The 17,486-nt window shown below is 41.0% G+C and carries 15 protein-coding genes; 12 read left to right on the top strand and 3 right to left on the bottom strand.

The features are described 5' to 3' along the window. Nucleotides 1-111: 111 nt before the first annotated feature. The 4 genes from B3317_RS00655 to B3317_RS00640 all read left to right on the top strand — a co-directional run bounded on the left by B3317_RS00655 (nucleotide 112) and on the right by B3317_RS00640 (nucleotide 6,576). Nucleotides 112-720, top strand: coding sequence for a porin family protein (locus tag B3317_RS00655; RefSeq protein WP_291107375.1), 609 nt, complete (start codon nucleotides 112-114; stop codon nucleotides 718-720). A gap of 3 nt (nucleotides 721-723) precedes the next feature. Next, nucleotides 724-3,165, top strand: a complete 2,442-nt coding sequence (gene priA / locus B3317_RS00650; RefSeq protein ID WP_291107373.1) for a replication restart helicase PriA — start codon at nucleotides 724-726, stop codon at nucleotides 3,163-3,165. A gap of 589 nt (nucleotides 3,166-3,754) precedes the next feature. After that, nucleotides 3,755-6,130 (top strand): transglycosylase domain-containing protein, encoded by a 2,376-nt coding sequence (locus tag B3317_RS00645; RefSeq protein WP_291107371.1) that lies wholly within the window; start codon nucleotides 3,755-3,757, stop codon nucleotides 6,128-6,130. Between the two features lie 41 nt (nucleotides 6,131-6,171). Next, nucleotides 6,172-6,576 carry a DUF2752 domain-containing protein gene (locus B3317_RS00640; protein WP_291107368.1) on the top strand — a complete coding sequence of 135 codons (405 nt, stop codon included), beginning with the start codon at nucleotides 6,172-6,174 and terminating at the stop codon, nucleotides 6,574-6,576. 2 nt (nucleotides 6,577-6,578) lie between these two features. On the opposite strand, the gene B3317_RS00635 is transcribed toward B3317_RS00640, so the two are convergent. The 3 genes from B3317_RS00635 to B3317_RS00625 all read right to left on the bottom strand — a co-directional run bounded on the left by B3317_RS00635 (nucleotide 6,579) and on the right by B3317_RS00625 (nucleotide 8,775). Then, a complete protein-coding gene (locus tag B3317_RS00635; protein ID WP_291107365.1) occupies nucleotides 6,579-7,499 on the bottom strand; it encodes a TraB/GumN family protein in 921 nt (306 codons plus the stop codon). A 206-nt stretch (nucleotides 7,500-7,705) separates the two neighbouring features. Then, entirely contained in the window at nucleotides 7,706-8,281 is a 576-nt protein-coding gene (locus B3317_RS00630) for a hypothetical protein (RefSeq protein ID WP_291107363.1), read from the bottom strand. An 11-nt stretch (nucleotides 8,282-8,292) separates the two neighbouring features. Further along, nucleotides 8,293-8,775: an RNA polymerase sigma factor gene (locus B3317_RS00625; protein WP_291107360.1), complete on the bottom strand. Its 483-nt coding sequence runs from the start codon at nucleotides 8,773-8,775 to the stop codon at nucleotides 8,293-8,295. 527 nt (nucleotides 8,776-9,302) lie between these two features. Here B3317_RS00625 and def (B3317_RS00620) point away from each other — a divergent pair. The 8 genes from def (B3317_RS00620) to B3317_RS00585 all read left to right on the top strand — a co-directional run bounded on the left by def (B3317_RS00620) (nucleotide 9,303) and on the right by B3317_RS00585 (nucleotide 17,410). Then, nucleotides 9,303-9,872, top strand: coding sequence for a peptide deformylase (gene def, locus B3317_RS00620; protein ID WP_291107357.1), 570 nt, complete (start codon nucleotides 9,303-9,305; stop codon nucleotides 9,870-9,872). 400 nt (nucleotides 9,873-10,272) lie between these two features. Beyond that, nucleotides 10,273-11,292, top strand: a complete 1,020-nt coding sequence (locus tag B3317_RS00615; RefSeq protein ID WP_291107353.1) for a branched-chain amino acid aminotransferase — start codon at nucleotides 10,273-10,275, stop codon at nucleotides 11,290-11,292. Nucleotides 11,293-11,310: 18 nt separating this feature from the next. Then, nucleotides 11,311-12,108, top strand: a complete 798-nt coding sequence (lptB, locus tag B3317_RS00610; RefSeq protein ID WP_380000238.1) for an LPS export ABC transporter ATP-binding protein — start codon at nucleotides 11,311-11,313, stop codon at nucleotides 12,106-12,108. Nucleotides 12,109-12,305: 197 nt separating this feature from the next. Continuing rightward, nucleotides 12,306-12,731 carry a Holliday junction resolvase RuvX gene (ruvX, locus tag B3317_RS00605; protein WP_291107351.1) on the top strand — a complete coding sequence of 142 codons (426 nt, stop codon included), beginning with the start codon at nucleotides 12,306-12,308 and terminating at the stop codon, nucleotides 12,729-12,731. Nucleotides 12,732-12,745: 14 nt separating this feature from the next. Then, on the top strand, nucleotides 12,746-13,309 hold the full coding sequence (gene def / locus B3317_RS00600; RefSeq protein WP_291107349.1) for a peptide deformylase: 564 nt from the start codon (nucleotides 12,746-12,748) through the stop codon (nucleotides 13,307-13,309). Nucleotides 13,310-13,327: 18 nt separating this feature from the next. Further along, entirely contained in the window at nucleotides 13,328-14,140 is an 813-nt protein-coding gene (locus tag B3317_RS00595) for a polysaccharide biosynthesis/export family protein (protein WP_291107346.1), read from the top strand. Nucleotide 14,141: 1 nt separating this feature from the next. Next, nucleotides 14,142-14,888 (top strand): polysaccharide biosynthesis/export family protein, encoded by a 747-nt coding sequence (locus B3317_RS00590; protein ID WP_291107344.1) that lies wholly within the window; start codon nucleotides 14,142-14,144, stop codon nucleotides 14,886-14,888. A 116-nt stretch (nucleotides 14,889-15,004) separates the two neighbouring features. Further along, nucleotides 15,005-17,410, top strand: a complete 2,406-nt coding sequence (locus tag B3317_RS00585; RefSeq protein ID WP_291107342.1) for an exopolysaccharide transport family protein — start codon at nucleotides 15,005-15,007, stop codon at nucleotides 17,408-17,410. Nucleotides 17,411-17,486 lie beyond the last annotated feature (76 nt).

The raw sequence follows: 17,486 nt of genomic DNA, 5'->3' as shown, positions 1-17,486 counted from the left end.
CAAATAAGGAGGAAATCAAAATCCCTTTCTTTTTCCTATATTTGTGCCACAATAAAACTATATATATTCCGGTTTGTTATAGTATATAGATAATTAAAAATGAAATTCATTATGAAAACTAAGTATTTTTTGCCTTTAGGCCTGTTATTACTATTATTTATAACTAGCATCAATCCATCTTCTGCCCAGATAATCAGATATGGACTAAAAGGGGGAATCGATGTTGCAGATCATAAAGTAAACTCTAGTATACTGAACGTAAAAAACCGTGTCGGATTCCAAATCGGAGGAACACTTGAACTAAACGTACCACTAACAGGTTTTGGCGTAGAAACAGGATTAGCCTATGGCAACAAAGGTTATAATGTAGACAGCAACGAAAAACAAGGTGATATATCAAACCTTAGTTATCTGACTGTACCTATCAGCCTGAAGAAAAGATTCTCTATTTTCGGCGTTGCAGGTATATATTTTTCGGCTGGTGTATATGGTAATCTGAAAGTGGGCGGTGGTGAACTGAAAATCGAAGATCAGACATACGACCAAAAAGGATTCCAGACAGGATTTATAGCAGGTGCAGGTGTTAGCTTATTGAGCCATCTCGATCTGGGTATGAACTACCGTTATAAATTCACTGACACCTACGATCAGGAAGCTGCTAAAGATTTTAAAAAGGTAGACAGACAAACCTGGACAGTCAGTCTTGCATACTTATTCTAACGAATGACATTATACGCCGACGTAATATTACCGCTTCCTTTACAGGGATTATACACATACATTATTCCGCCGGAACTGGCCGATACAGTCTACGAAGGCAGCAGGGTAATTGTACAGTTCGGAAAGAAGAAATTTTACACGGCGATAGTTTTCCGCTCATACGAATCGGAAGAAAAACAAACACCGGTCAAAGATATAGTCTCCACTTTGGAGGACTACCCTATAGTAACCCCCTTCCAGTTGAAATTCTGGGAGTGGGTTTCGTTTTATTACATGTGTTCGCTGGGCGATGTCTACCGTGCAGCTTTACCATCAGCCCTGAAACTGGAGAGTGAGACTCACGTCTTTCTCAATCCGGACTTTGAAGCGGCAGAACCTTTGACTCCTAATGAGCAAAAGGTTTTTTACCTGTTGTCGCCGGAAAAGGCATCCACAATTGCCGAAATAGAAAAACGGGCCGGATTAACAAACGCCATTCCTGCCATCAAATCTCTGACAGATAAAGGAGCGGCACATATAAATGAAAACATCCTGAACGCTTATTCCGCGAAAACTCTTTCAGCAGTAAGTCTAACAAGATCATATACCGATGACGAACTCAATGATATACTCAACGGGTTGGGAAAAGCAAAAAAACAACAGCATCTATTGACCGCATTTCTCCATCTGAACGAAAATAACCCGATTGTCACAAAGAAGCAGCTTTTGGAAGATGCCGACGCATCACCCGCCGTACTATCCGAGTTGGTCAAGAAAAAAATACTTGAAGTGTATGATATTGAAATCAGCCGCTTCGATTACGGAGAAACCAACATCGGGTCCGCCTACGAACTGAACAGCCATCAGCAGCAGGCCTACGGGGAAATTATAAAGACATTCGAAGAACAAGACACCACCTTATTGTATGGAGTAACCTCCAGCGGTAAGACCGAAATATATATCCGACTTATCAGGGATGCCATCAGCAAAGGCAAACAGGTATTATACCTGCTACCCGAAATAGCCCTGACAACGCAGATTACCAACCGCCTGAAAACCGTCTTTGGCAATAAGCTAGCCGTCTATCATTCCCGGTTCAACGACAACGAACGGGCCGAAACATGGAACAGGCTACTGAAAGACGGTGAAACGCAGGTCATACTGGGTGCACGTTCTGCCATTTTCCTGCCGTTCACCAACCTCGGACTTATCATCGTAGACGAAGAACACGAAGGCTCTTACAAGCAGCAAGACCCGGCTCCGCGCTACCACGCCCGCAATGCCGCCATTGTATTGGCAAATATGTATAGCGCCAAAGTATTACTCGGTACCGCCACCCCTTCCATAGAGACATATTACAATGCCCTTTCGGGAAGATATGGCCTGGTAAGGCTCACCAAAAGGCATGAGGATATAGAACTCCCTCAGATAGCTGTTGTCAACACCAAGGAACTGAGACGCAAGAAACAGATGAAATCGGTTCTCTCCCCTCCTCTGATAGACAAAGTAAAGGAAGCCTTGGAAAAGAAAGAACAGATTATCCTGTTCCAGAACAGGCGCGGCTTCGCTTCTTTGCTTGAGTGCAAGAACTGTTCATGGACGCCGCGTTGCTCTCATTGCGATGTAAGCCTTACTTACCACAAGGGGCAGCGAATGCTTGTCTGTCACTATTGCGGGTCTACATACCGGGTACCGGATGTCTGCGAGGAATGCAAAACACCGACACTTGAATTCCTGGGCTATGGTACGGAACGTATCGAAGAGGAAGTGAATACTCTTTTCCCGGAAGCGGCTGTTGCACGTATGGATCTGGATACGACACGGGGAAAAAAGTCCTACGAACATATTATTTCCCGATTTGAAGATAACAGGACAAATATTCTGATTGGCACGCAAATGGTATCGAAAGGACTGGATTTCGGCAATGTGTCTGTTGTTGGGATACTGAATGCCGACAACCTGCTGAATTATCCGGACTTCCGCGCTTATGAAAAAGCTTTCCAACTCATTACTCAGGTCAGCGGACGCGCGGGGCGCAAGAATAAGCAGGGGCTTGTCATGCTGCAAACAGCACATCCCTCCCATCCTGTTATCAACTTTGTAAAGCACAACGACTACGAATCGTTCTATCAGGCACAGACAGAAGAACGGAAGTTATTCCGCTATCCTCCTTTTTTCAGACTGGTATCTATCGTTGTAAGAGGACGGGACGAAAAACTCACAGAGAATGCTGCTTCCCAATTTGCCCACGCGTTACGGCAATCGTTCGGCGGACGGATACTCGGCCCCGGAAAACCGCCGGTATCCCGCATTCAGTCGTTATATATCCGGAATATTCTGCTGAAGATAGAAAACAACGCGTCTATACAGAAAGTAAGGGAAACAATCCTCTTTCACCAATCAGCTGTATTCGCCAATACGGAGTTTAAATCCGTTCTCCTCCACTACGATGTAGATCCTGTCTGACAAAGAATAGTCAGCTATTGACAATTCCCTCTCCCCAATAATACTTTTCCGGCCTGCGGGGTAATAATCAATTCATCGACTCTGGTTTTTGTAATAAGAATCAAGCGTTATTTTATTCATATAATTTTATCTATATAATAAAAGCCAATAGCCTTTAGCTGTTAGCTGATAGCTCTTTGACGTATTGATTAAAGCAGTTACGAGTAAAAGAGACACGAGATACAAGTAGACGAGATACGAGTCACAAGCTGTAAACTAATGACTGCTTACCGTTTACTGTTTACTGAAAAAACTGTTACCTTTGTTACCTTTTTTATAGTTACAAGTTACTTCGCCCTGCGGGCAGTTACGAGTTACGAGGAAAAAAAATTAGCTCCACTGACCGTTGGTTCTTAATTCTTAATTCTTAATTCTTAATTGCTTTCCGTGTTACCTTTGTTACCTTTTTGCGCCTTAGCGTCTCTGCATGAAATACTGTTGACTGTTGACTGCTAACTGTTGACTATATATAACCATTTAAGGATTTTTATCTGCAATATTAAAAACGTTTTACTTAAATTTGCAAACTGATTAGATTTAGACCTTTTATATGGATAAGAAAGCAAAATCGAAGAAAAAGAAATTTCTTAGCAAATACACGCCTCAACAAATAGTAAAAAAACTATGGGTAGCTTTCGGCTGCATCATTGCGCTGATTATTATCCTGTTCACCTGTATCGCCACAGGCATCGTCGGTTACATGCCCGATGTGGAAGAATTAGAAAACCCCATAGACAAATATGCTTCCCAGATTTATTCTTCCGACGCCGTATTGCTGGGGACATATTCGCAAGCCAAAAACAACCGCATTTATTCTAATTATAGCGACCTCTCTCCATATCTGGTGCAAGCTCTTGTTGCCACCGAAGATGCCCGGTTCTATTCGCATTCCGGAATCGATGTCTATGCACTGACCCGTGCCGTAGTAAAGACGGTTATTCTACAGCAATCGAGCGGTGGTGGAGGCAGTACCATTACACAACAGTTGGCAAAGCAACTATACTCTCCTCCGGCGGAGAACTGGATGGTGCGTGTGTTTTTGCGCAAACCTATCGAATGGGTTATCGCGGCCAAACTCGAACGTTATTATACAAAAGACGAGATTATAAATCTTTATCTCAACCAGTTCGACTTCCTAAATAATGCTGTGGGAATACAATCGGCAGCACAGGTGTATTTTAACAAAACGCCGAAAGATCTGACAATCGAAGAGGCAGCGACCCTCATCGGCATGTGTAAAAACCCGTCTTACTTCAATCCGAAAAGGCAACCCGAGCGCACAAAAGGCAGACGGGATGTGGTATTGGACCAAATGCGTAAGAACGATTACATTACGCAACAACAATATGATTCATTGAAGCTGATTCCTCTCAAACTGGATTTCAGACGGGTAGATCATAAAGATGGATTAGCCCCTTATTTCAGGGAATATCTGCGTCTGACACTAAATGCTAAAAAACCCGACAGGTCCAATTATGCCTCATGGCAACAGGAACAGTTTACTATAGATTCGCTTAACTGGGAGACAAATCCCTTGTATGGCTGGTGCAGTAAAAACAAAAAGCCGGATGGCAGTACCTACAATCTGGCAACTGACGGACTTAAAATATATGCTACCATAGACTCCCGCATGCAGCAATATGCAGAGGAAGCAATGACCGAGCATATGAGCAAAGAACTGCAACCGGACTTCGATAAAGAAAAGAAAGGCCGCTCTTATGCACCGTATTCCTATTCTGTATCTAAGCAAGTAGATTCGTTACTCTATAGGGCGATGAAGCAAACCGACCGCTACCGGAATATGAAGAAGGCCGGAGCTTCGGAGAAAGAAATATTAGCCGAATTTAAGAAACCGGTAGATATGAAGGTATTCTCGTGGAGAGGAGAAATAGACACAATCATGACTCCATGGGATTCGGTCCGTTATCATAAAGGATTTATGCGAGCCGGGTTCATGGCTATGGATACACATACCGGCTATGTAAAAGCGTATGTGGGTGGTATCGACTACCGTTTCTTCCAATATGATATGGTAAATATGGGACGCCGTCAGGTCGGTTCCACGATAAAACCATATCTGTATGCATTATCTATGCAAGAGGGCGTGACACCTTGCGACCAAATGCAGTATGAGCAGCAAGTCCTGATCGACGAAATGGGACGCCAACATCCGCCAAGAGGAATAAGAACAGCCAAGATCGGGGAAATGGTAACTATAAAATGGGGACTGCAAAACTCCGATAATATGGTAACCGCATACCTGATGAACAGGACTTCTCCTTATGCATTTGCGCGCTTCCTGCGTTCATTCGGGCTTACCGGACATATCGATCCCGTGCCTGCTATGTGTTTGGGAACACCGGAGGTTACTGTAGCCGAAATGGTAGCGGCCTATTCAGCCTTTGCGAACAAAGGAGTAAGAGCTAACCCTGTTTATGTGACACATATAGAAGACCGTTCAGGAAATGTAGTGGCAAACTTCACGGCCAAACTCGACGAAGTGTTCAGTGAGGGCACCTATGTAAAAATGCTGGATATGCTCCGTGGTGTAATCGACGGGGGAACAGGTGGTCGCGTAAGACGCAACTATGGCATTACCGCTCCATTGGGTGGTAAAACCGGGACAACACAGAACAACTCCGATGGCTGGTTTATGGGCTTCAGTCCTAAGCTTTCTGCCGGATGCTGGGTCGGTGGTGAAGACCGTTCCATACATTTCGACCGTACAAGTGACGGACAGGGTGCTGCAATGGCGCTTCCTATATTCGGCTTGTTCATGAAGAAAGTATATGCCAACCCTAAGCTGGGATATAAGCAGACCGACCAGTTCGCTCCCGCCCCGGGATATGGCGTCTGCGACAAAGGAACCGACGAAGATATTCCGGATGCATCGCCAACAGTCGGAATCGATAAGATATTCAAATAATAGGAGACCTTTTCAATTAACAACCAATATGTTCCTAAAACATGGATGACGGAGAGGCATCTGCCGGGAAACATATACATATCCGGCGCTTGCTGGGGATAGCGATATTACTGGTTGCAGGTGGTATTATTTACTATCTGTTCAGCCCCGGGGAATCATCCCTTTTCCCCAAATGTCCGTTCCATACCATCACCGGACTGGACTGCCCGGGATGCGGCTCACAAAGGGCAGTACACCATTTACTCCACTTGCAGATCAAAGACGCATTCACCAGCAATCCTTTACTAATCGTTGCAATCCCCTATATTCTGACATATACCTATCTGGAATATTTGGGGGGCAAGGAGAAGTATCCCCGTGTCAGACAATCACTTTATAGCAGGAAGGCTATATATGCGGTTCTGCTTGTCATTATCCTGTTTTGGATAGGGCGCAATCTCATCTGATATTATTTTACAGGCTCTACTGTATAACCTTTTGCTGCCAATTGATTCAGGATTCCCTCTTCTCCGGCAAGATGCAAAGCGCCCACGGCGATAAGGTTAGAGTTATCTTTCATTATTGCAGGCAGTTTCTCCACCCACTTATTATTCCGGTCTTTATTTATGGCATTCTGCATAGTTTGCGATACTTCACATGGCTCATCCGGGTTATTGAAGGCCAGATTGTACATCCTGGTCAAATCTCCGGCTTTGTAATAAGCATTCAATTTATCCAGTTGATCCTTTGCCAAATCACGAGTTTTGATACTACAAACCAGAGACTCCGCCTGATCTTTTAGCGGCTCGGCTTCAAATAAAGCATAGATCTGATCATCCACCGACTCCAAACCTAAGACCGATTTTCCATTCTCCCTTGCTATCCGTTGCACATAAGAGTCGATAGCTTCATGTGACATAGGGTTGAACTCAGGATAAAGTTTTGTGTAAAGCGTGATGGTATATATCATCGAAATCATTCCCGGCTTGAACTGTCCGAATTGATCCAGACCCGCGCCAATTAAAGATTTCAGCCCCTCATCCAACGCTTGAGCATCTTCGGCAGAAAGCAGTTTGGAATAAGATTCTCCTGCGGGCATCATTGCTGCCGCCTGTACTTTTTGCTGCATAGCAGCCTCATCCGACAACAATAGCTCACCCACAGTCTGTTGCGTATTTGTCATAACATCCCTCAAGCCCTGAATATTATCAACAAAACTCACATGCGTAAGATGATGCGTACCCAGAATATAGGATGGCTTGGAGAGACCGTTCCCGGACACTTTCCAGAGAAGAGCCCCGGTATATTTTTCTCCTGCCTGCGCCGAAACAGTTAAAGACACTGAAAGAAGCAGTATAACTGCGAGAATGGCCGATGTGATAGTTTTCATCTGTAATATATTTATGATTAATTAAGACCAAAGGCCTATTTAACTTATAATCAGACTATAGTTTATAAAAGGTAACAAAGGTAACAACTTTTTGCTATTTTCTTATTGTGCAGCTATCTCATCTGATAATGCACCTGTTATCTGATTTGTATAGATAAAATAAGACAGAGAAATTATAAATATCTTTCGCTGCCGATTTGTACGATTTACTTGTTGTCCTCCTCAAAATCCTGTATTTCCCTGATAGAGTTTTCCATTTTCTTTATATTATTCCAATAGATCATCTTATATATTATTATGGCAACAAACAATCCTATTAATGCTGAAATAACCAATATAATAAGGTGTCTGTAGAAATAATCCGAATCATCTAGTAATTCGAAATAGCCAAACAGTATAAAGAAAAATATAAACCAGACCAAACCTGCTACAAACTCCTTTAATATGACCTTTCTATACCAATAGAAATGACTGGAAATTTCCGTTATGCCCATCTCCGACAAATTAATCCTTCTCAACTTTTTGAATTTATAAACCTGCCACACAAGAAACACAACCACACTAAATAAATAAAATACAATAACAGGCGTGTGGCGAAGAGAGAGTGCAAATATCATCGGAATACATACTATAAGCAATATGATACCTATTTTTTCATATCTAAGAAGGCTATTGAATGCACTCCGGCCTTCATTAGAAATCATCTTTTGTATTTTTTCATTGTCTATGGTAGGCTTTATCTCCGTCTCCTGCCATGTTTTCTTTATATTATCCAAATCCATAATGATTCGTTTTATTCGTTCGACATATCCCTTAGCTTATCCTTTATACGACTTATTTTTGTAGCCACATTGGTTACAGTAAGCCCTGTTATCTCGGCAATCTCTTTATAAGATTTGTCATCGAGATAAAGCAACACCAAAGCCCGTTCTATTTTTCCCAGACGATTTATAAGTTTATATAACTCCTGTATTTCCTCACTATTATCCACCACATCGGGTATATCCATCGATATATCCACATAACTGATATTCTTTTTACTCCTCCGGTAAAAAGAAATACACGTATTCAGGGCAATCCGGTATATCCACGTAGAATATTTACTATCGCCTCTGAAAGACGGAAAGGCTTTCCATAAGTTTAATACCACTTCCTGATATAAATCTCCCAGCGGATGCTCCGTATCGGTATAAAAAGAAGTGACTTTGTAAATGATACCTTCATTCTGGCGTACCATTTCCAAAAACTGCACATCTACATTTGCCGTTTGTTTCATCTATCAGAGATTCATTTCTATTTATATGTCGTCATTTAGTCCGTATCGTCACAAAATAATATACATTTTTCTTATTTCCGTCTATATTTCAAGATATATTGTTTTGTAAATCAGCTAATAGTTAGCAGTAAACAGAAATACAGTTTTTTCCACTTATTACTTCTTACCCTCATTGTAAGTCCCTTTCCGGGGCAGGGTTGTTAAGTTCTCCGCTTTTATTCTGTTATTCTCTGCTGTCATCCTGAGTGGAACGAAGGATCTCCTTCGGTTTAAGAGATGTTTGCCTCGCCTTCGCTTCGGCGATTTTGACTCCGTCGATTTTCAATTCAATTCACTTCGTTCAACATGACAAAGAGGATATAAGAATTCAGAACTTAACAGCAGGGGGCTTTTTCATGTATGCTCTGTATTATTAACTGACATTTTACTATCTTTGTATCAAATCTCAATCAAATAATGCAGTGAAAAAAATTATATATATGCTTCTGATAAGCATTGCCCTTTCTGCGTGTAACTCAATAAAAAATATGACAACAAAAGAAAAAACATTGACTAACAGCCATGACATTGGTACCCCATTCAGAGTACTCCAGACAGACAACATCGACGATTCTCTTTTTTTGAGAAAGAAAAGCATTGATATAGACATAAAAGATATTGCATCTAACAAAGACTGGCAGCATTTTATTCAACGATTAACTCTCACTTTAGCCGTTGAATCAGGTGTGGGAATTGCGGCTCCCCAAGTTGGAGTAGGCCGGAATTTATTTTTATTTACACGAATAGACCGCCCGGATAAAGCTATTCAGGTGGCTATCAATCCGCGTATCGTAAATCATTCCGACGAAATCATCTGTTTTGAAGGAGACGGGTGTCTTTCCGTTCCCGATCTATCGGGAAGTACCAAACGTTATGCATGGATAGATGTAGAGTATTACAATGAAAAAGGAGAACTGATAAAAGAAAGATTGTCGGGACAGTCACGGGGCAGTGATTTCACCGGAATTATCTTTCAGCATGAATTCGACCACCTGCAAGGTATTTTATTTATTGACAGGCTATTCGACGGCGCCGCTAGTCTTCAGAGAAGCAAATAGCAGGAAATATCCGGATACATATCCCAAACTACTTACAGCCCGTCCAAGAAAATACATAACCGACAGTTGCAGGCTTAGAGCCTGTTTAAATTTTACCAAAATATTTTATTATAGATTCTTTTTCGTTCATTTTTAGTCTCTTTTTGGCTGTTTTTTTCATTCTCTCAGTTCAAATAGCCCGCTATTATCACTTCGAGGAAGAAAAAACTATCTCAAAAATAGCTCTAAAAATTTAAACGAATAAAATTTAAACAGGCTCTTAATGAATGATATAAAATACTTTCTTTCATTAAAAGCCAAACTTAATGACTAATTTTTAATCCTTATATCACCGAAAATTGTATTTTTGTGGGAATAAACAATCCTATCAATTATTATTGATGCTAAAACTTTTACTGATATGAATGCTATAGACTGGTCAAATTTGTCTTTCGGATATATGAAGACAGACTACAATGTAAGAAGTTATTACAAAGATGGTAAATGGAGTACACCTGCCGAGACCACATCCGAATCCATTGACATTCATATGGCCGCAACCTGTCTTCATTACGGACAAGAAGCATTCGAAGGACTAAAAGCATTCAGAGGCAAAGATGGTAAAATCCGTATATTCAGAATGCATGACAATGCTTTGCGCATGCAATCTTCGTGTCATGGTATTATGATGGCCGAACTGCCCGTGGAGGTATTTGAAGAAACCGTTCTGAAAGCAGTAAAACTAAATGAACGCTTCGTGCCCCCTTATGGAAGCGGAGCTTCATTATATATCCGTCCTTTATTGATAGGTTTGGGTGCGCAGGTAGGAGTAAAACCTGCCAATGAATATCTTTTCCTTGTGTTTGTAACACCTGTGGGACCTTACTTCAAAGAAGGATTCAAACCTACTCCTGTAGCCATTCTTCGCGGATTTGACCGCGCTGCACCACTGGGTACAGGTACAATAAAAATAGGAGGAAACTACGCTGCCAGCCTTGTGGCCGGAAATAAAGCGCACGAAATGGGCTATTCCGCGGTATTGTACCTGGATGCCAAAGAAAAGAAATATCTGGACGAATGCGGCCCTGCCAATTTCTTCGGAATCAAAAATAATACATACATCACCCCTCTTTCTTCATCTATACTGCCATCCATTACCAACAAAAGCCTGATGCAACTGGCCGAAGACATGGGGATGAAAGTTGAGCGCAGACAAGTACCCGAAGAAGAACTGGCTACATTCGAAGAAGCGGGGCAAGTGGGTACTGCTGCCGTTATAAGCCCGATACTAAGGGTAGACGATATAGACGAAAACAAATCGTATGTAATATCCAAAGACGGAAATGCAGGCCCCGTAAGCACAAGATTATACAATAAACTGAAAGGAATACAACAAGGAGACGAGCCCGACACACACGGCTGGGTTACCATATTGGAGTAAGTATCCTTATCAACAGGCATGGAGGAAATAATAACAGAAGAAACAGCCATTCAGGAAGAACAGCACATGGTGCTGCGTACCGAAAACCTGGTTAAACGATATAAATCGAGAACCGTTGTCAATCACGTTTCTATAGACGTGAAGCAAGGAGAGATTGTAGGTTTGCTCGGCCCTAACGGGGCGGGTAAAACCACTACTTTCTATATGACCGTGGGACTTGTAATGCCGAATGAAGGCAAAATTTTCCTCAACGAACAGGAGATAACAAAATTCCCCGTGTACAAGCGGGCTCAGAACGGAATCGGATACCTGGCGCAGGAAGCTTCTATCTTCCGGAAAATGACGGTAGAAGACAATATACGTTCTATTCTGGAAATGACAAAAACTTCCGCGGCTTACCAAAAAGAAAAACTGGAAAGCCTGATAGAAGAATTCGGACTACAGAAAGTAAGGAAAAATCTGGGAGACAGATTATCCGGAGGTGAACGCCGGCGTTCTGAAATAGCCCGCTGCCTGGCTATAGACCCTAAATTCATCATGCTCGATGAGCCTTTTGCCGGAGTAGACCCGATTGCCGTACAGGATATACAGGAAATCGTAGCCAAGCTCAAATATAAAAACATCGGAATACTTATTACCGACCACAATGTGGACGAAACACTCAGTATTACCGACCGGGCATACCTGCTATTCGAAGGAAAGGTACTGTTTCAGGGAACAGCGGAACAACTGGCGAATAATGAAATCGTAAGGGAAAAATATCTTGGACGCGATTTCGAACTGAAACGCCGTAACTTTGAACATCTGAAAGAGTAATACACCAACCCTTAGAATATTTATTATTACCAAATAACTTTACGAACACAACTGATAGAAAGACAGGATATCACCCCTGATATACAGTCAATCCTATTCTTATTTTTGTTATAAAAAACAAAATAGAGTAGATTCATACTATTTACTTAATTAGATTAGAGATAAATAAAGATTTTTATCTACCTTTGTTTTTTAATATGGGAAGATTTTTGGCTTTAGATTATGGGACAAAGCGAACAGGCATAGCGGTTTCCGATACGCTTAAAATTATTGCTAACGGCTTAACTACTGTTCCTACCCATACTCTGTTCGATTATCTTAAAACCTATTTGGAGAGAGAAAATGTTGAGCGCATCATAGTAGGCTTGCCTAAACAAATGAATAACGAATATTCTGAGAATATGAAGCATATTCGCCCGTTTGTGAAAAAGCTGCAAAATCTTTATCCGGATATCCCTGTTGAAATGTATGACGAACGCTTTACATCAGCCTTAGCTCAAAAAACAATGATTGATGCGGGTCTAAAAAAGAAAGACAGGCAAAACAAAGCTCTTGTAGACGAAATCAGTGCGGTCATTATACTGCAAAGCTATATGGAGAGCCTGCGATTACAAAACAAATGAACAATAAAAAAAATATGATACTACCCATATATCTGTATGGTCATCCGGTGCTAAGGAAGAAAACCAGAGAGATCACATCCGACTATCCCAATCTGAAAGAACTTATCGAAAATATGTTCGAAACCATGTACAATGCTGATGGTATCGGATTAGCCGCCCCCCAGATAGGATTGGATATACGCCTCTTTGTTATAGACCTGGAACCTTTAGCCGAAGATAATCCGGTCTATTCGGGATTTAAAAAGGTCTTTATAAACCCTGTTATTGTGGAAGAAACAGGTGAAACAGTAAAGATGGAAGAAGGTTGCCTCAGTATTCCGGGTATCAATGAAAATGTAGATAGGGAAGAAAAAATCCGCATACAATATCTCGACGAAAATTTTGTTCCCCATGATGAAGTGTACGATGCTTTTTTTGCACGTTGTATCCAGCATGAATACGATCATATAGAAGGAATATTGTTTATAGATAAGATATCGGGCATACGCAAACAATTAATAAAGGGCAAACTGAACAATTTAATGAAAGGGCGTACCAATTGTCATTACAAAGTAAAACCTTCGGATAATAAAAATTGAGAAACCGGATAATAATTTATGAAAAGCCTAACGAAAGCACTTTTAATACTGTTTTGTATTATCTCCAGTCTCAGTTCTTGTGTGACCAACAAGCAAACGGACTTACTGCAGGATATAAAGCTGAATTACCCGCAGTTGATGGTCAAAGCGGAAGAATACAAAGTCATCCCCGGAGATCAGTTGAGCATCATTGTATATGCATGGGACCGTGAAACAGCAAATATGTTTGCGGGTTATAGCCCCCAATCTACATACAGAGGCATGGACGAATCGACTGGTGTAAGCGTAGGCTCCGAAATCAGAAGTCTGGAAAATACGTGGAACATAAGGCCTACAACTGTTTATGCCGACGGTACTATCAACTTTCCCTATGTAGGGAAGATATATGTCCAAGGCCTTACCCTCCTACAAATAAAAACCGCTATCAGCCAAAAACTGAATACCTTTTCGGAAGGAACCATGGCTGATGTAACACTTGCAAACAGGTATTTCAGCGTACTGGGAGAAGCCGGAGCAAACAGGATAACGATGACCAGTACTTCTATGACAATATACCAGGCACTTTCCATAGCCACTAACATCGGCCCTTACGGTGACCGCTCCAAGGTGACCATCATCAGGCAGAATGCGAGCGGATCGCTCACTAAAACATTCGACCTGAGAAGTAAAGATATTATTGACACAGAATTTTATTATATACAGCCAAACGATGTTATATATGTACCTCAGACTAAAGGTAAATTCCTGGGGGCAACCACATCATTTACCGGAGTTTTTGGCATGGTAACAGCTCTAGCCGGCGTTGTAATATTAATACTCAGAATTTTTTAATATGAAATACACATTATATTTTCTGCTACTCTGTATATCCATCTCAGGCATTTTTTCTTCCTGCATATCGAGCGAAGAGATAAACTACCTTCAAGCTATTGACAAGCAGTATCCTTTGCAGGAATTTACAGAATACAAACTGGATGTCGGAGATATGATATCATGTGCTATTTCATCCAGTGACCAAGAATTGGTAAGCACTTTCAATACAGTAATTACCAATAACCAGAATGTATTGAAAACATATACGATCTACGAAGACAGTACTGTTATACTCCCGTTTTTCGGCACGGCCAAAGTTGCCGGACATACCATACAGGAAGCTGAAATCATTATACAAAACCTAATGCAGCAATCTGTAAAAGATGTACAGGTAAAAGTAACCATGGCCAATAATTTTTTCTATATTTACGCCAACGATAAAAGAGGGTCTTATCAGGTATATAAAGACAATATGACTATTTACCAGGCATTGGCTATATCACAACAGACAACCGGCCTGATGGATCTTACCAGAGTGAGTATAGTCCGAAAAGGACCCGATGGGAATACACAGGTAAAAACATTCGACCTGAGGAGTCAGGACGTAATCCAGTCCGAATATTATTATATTAAACCAAACGACGTAATTTATTTCCCTACAAACAAAAATTCATTCTTTGACATCAGTTCGATGAGTTCATTTATTACAACGATGTCTGTACCATTACAGTTCTTATTATATTCAATCATATACAGAGGCTTTTAATAAAGCTGCGGGAAGCACAGGTGTAGAGGAATAAAGACTATAAACATTCAGTTAGCTCCAAAGTTTGACCAAGAACAAACGCACAAACATAAGCGTTATAGAAACAGATAGTTATCATGGATAATAACAATAAAAAAGTAATAGAGTCCGACCCCTATTTCGAGGAAGTAAAAACAAAGACAAATATCTCATTCGATTTTGTGCTTTGGTTTTACCGTATATTGAAATACTGGTATCTTTTTGTTATATCGGTCGCCCTATTTCTTGGCTATGCATATATAAAGAACAAATCGTGGGTACCTGTATTCTACGTTCAGGCCCTGATGATTCTGGAAGATAGGAACACAGCCAGTGTAGTTGCAGGATCTGTTCCGACAGGAACATTATTGCGTAACACAGAAAATCAGCAAATTGTATTAAAATCCTATGGACTGACCCAGCGAACCGTAAAAAGTTTACCGGCTAAAATGCGTATCGAGTATTATATTCAAACCCGTTTCAAATATATCAGCTTATATACCGACACTCCTATCGAAATAGATATGATTGATATCAAGCCTGAAGCATATAATTACTCATATGAAATCAGCTATATAGACCCGGAAAAATGCGAAATCAGCTATAAAGAAAACCCCGAATCGGAGACTAAAATTTCCCTGATAGCCCCATTCGACCAAGAAATTGACTATAAGCTATTTAAAATCAAACTGCATAAGACGCCCAATTTCAGAAAGGATATTGAAGGCGCCTTTAAACCGGATATATCAACATTCAATTTCAGGTTCCTATCCGAAGACCAGTTGATAGGAATGTATAATGGACGGATCAATTCCGAACTCGAAAATAATTCATCCATCTTATCCATCTCTATATCAGGAACCAACCCCGCCAAAGACATAGATTACCTGAATGTATTGCTTAAAGAGTTTGAGAATTACAATCTTGCACTAAAAAATGAACAGGCAGAACTTACTATAGAATTCCTCGACAACCAGTTAAAATTAATCAACGACTCTCTGGATATTTCACGTTTCAAACTTGAAAAATTCCAAAAAGAGACAGGAGTATATGATGTCTCATCCCAATCGTTAAGAATAGCTCTGGACAGCGCTGACAGAGAAAAAGACGCCCTCGCCCTGAAGGAAAAATCAGTATTGCTCCTGACTGAAAAGATGAAGGAAAAAATACTCGGCACCGACGACCTGATGGACCCTGCCAGTATGAATATCCGGAATCCTAAACTAAGCGAATTCGTGACACAGTATAATGAATTGCTACAAAAAGCCCGGAATCTGGGTGCAAAGAATCCATTATATAATAAAACGATCGACGAACTGAACGACCTTAGGGTAAAGATCCTGCAGGAAATACAAGTTTCTCAGATCAATCTTCAAAATCAGAAAGATGCGCTGGTACGAAAGTATGAAGTGCTCCAGTTGAAGATAGACAACCTTCCGCCTCAGGAACGGGATCTGATAAAATTCCAGCGGGAATTCCGGGTAAATGAGATGTACCACCAGTATCTTACCCAAAGACAATATGAAGCCAAGATACAAAAGGCTTCGAACACACCGGACAACTTTATCTGGGAAGCGCCGCGGCAAATGGGAGGAGCCATCAACGGAAGCGAAATAGGTAAGAACTATACATATTACTTTATTATAGGCCTCATTCTTCCATTATGCTTTGTAATACTGAAAGAAGAAGTATTAAATTTCTCAATAACAACGAAAGAAGAATGTGAAAAAATTTCAGGGTTCCCCGTTATCGGTACAATAGAAAACATTTCAAAAAAACTCAGTAACGGAGTAGTTTTGGTCAAGAATTATCCGAAATCGAGTTTTGCCGAATCATTCCGCAATATGCGCGTCCGGATTGAGTACATGGCGCAACGCGAAAACAAAATCACAGTCTTGGTCACCTCGACTGAACCGGCCGATGGTAAAACGTTCATAGCCACAAATATTGCTTCCGTATATCAATTGATGGGCAAGAAAGTTATCATTGTGGACTTAGACCTTCGTCGCCCTTCGGTTGCTAAAACTCTGCTAATAGACTCACAGAAAGGAATCTCGAATTACCTGATAGGACAAGTAACTTTAGACGAAATTATTTACTCCCACCCCGACTATGGATTCGATACTATTCCGGCAGGTACATTGCCTCCAAACCCGAGTGAATTGATAAAAACAGCTAAAACAAAACAAGTATTGGAACATCTGAAGGAAATGTACGATTACGTAATTATCGACTGTAGCCCTGTGGGACTGGTTTCGGATGCATATATACTATCAGAAATAGCAGACACGACATTGTTCGTCGTGCGCCGGGCCAAGACAAATAAATCATTCTTCAAAAGCGTTATCACCCAGTTGAAATACGATGGTGTGGAAGATATCGCGCTCGTCTTCAACGATGTTAAAGGCCGTGAAGGTTATTACGGTACATCCCGCTACTATGGAGACAGGACATATTATCTCAAAAAGAACTCATATTATCACGACGATTATTTCGAAAACTAAAAAATATATTAAAAAGAGAGGCTCTCACAGCCTCTCTTCTTTTTTGTTAATGTATTATTCATATATTTGCTGCTCA

This window comes from Dysgonomonas sp. UBA7710, assembly GCF_002482385.1.
Taxonomy (GTDB): Bacteria; Bacteroidota; Bacteroidia; order Bacteroidales; family Dysgonomonadaceae; genus Dysgonomonas.
Note: the sequence above shows the minus strand (reverse complement) of the source record. Positions and strands in the feature narration are given on the sequence as shown.

Excerpts from the sequence above, each read along its gene's own strand:
- B3317_RS00655 (WP_291107375.1), top strand. The coding sequence starts at position 112 with ATGAAAACTAAGTATTTTTTGCCTTTAGGCCTGTTATTACTATTATTT.
- priA (WP_291107373.1), top strand. The coding sequence starts at position 724 with ATGACATTATACGCCGACGTAATATTACCGCTTCCTTTACAGGGATTA.
- B3317_RS00645 (WP_291107371.1), top strand. The coding sequence starts at position 3,755 with ATGGATAAGAAAGCAAAATCGAAGAAAAAGAAATTTCTTAGCAAATAC.
- B3317_RS00640 (WP_291107368.1), top strand. The coding sequence starts at position 6,172 with ATGGATGACGGAGAGGCATCTGCCGGGAAACATATACATATCCGGCGC.
- B3317_RS00635 (WP_291107365.1), bottom strand. The coding sequence starts at position 7,499 with ATGAAAACTATCACATCGGCCATTCTCGCAGTTATACTGCTTCTTTCA.
- B3317_RS00630 (WP_291107363.1), bottom strand. The coding sequence starts at position 8,281 with ATGGATTTGGATAATATAAAGAAAACATGGCAGGAGACGGAGATAAAG.
- B3317_RS00625 (WP_291107360.1), bottom strand. The coding sequence starts at position 8,775 with ATGAAACAAACGGCAAATGTAGATGTGCAGTTTTTGGAAATGGTACGC.
- def (WP_291107357.1), top strand. The coding sequence starts at position 9,303 with ATGACAACAAAAGAAAAAACATTGACTAACAGCCATGACATTGGTACC.
- B3317_RS00615 (WP_291107353.1), top strand. The coding sequence starts at position 10,273 with ATGAATGCTATAGACTGGTCAAATTTGTCTTTCGGATATATGAAGACA.
- lptB (WP_380000238.1), top strand. The coding sequence starts at position 11,311 with ATGGAGGAAATAATAACAGAAGAAACAGCCATTCAGGAAGAACAGCAC.
- ruvX (WP_291107351.1), top strand. The coding sequence starts at position 12,306 with ATGGGAAGATTTTTGGCTTTAGATTATGGGACAAAGCGAACAGGCATA.
- def (WP_291107349.1), top strand. The coding sequence starts at position 12,746 with ATGATACTACCCATATATCTGTATGGTCATCCGGTGCTAAGGAAGAAA.
- B3317_RS00595 (WP_291107346.1), top strand. The coding sequence starts at position 13,328 with ATGAAAAGCCTAACGAAAGCACTTTTAATACTGTTTTGTATTATCTCC.
- B3317_RS00590 (WP_291107344.1), top strand. The coding sequence starts at position 14,142 with ATGAAATACACATTATATTTTCTGCTACTCTGTATATCCATCTCAGGC.
- B3317_RS00585 (WP_291107342.1), top strand. The coding sequence starts at position 15,005 with ATGGATAATAACAATAAAAAAGTAATAGAGTCCGACCCCTATTTCGAG.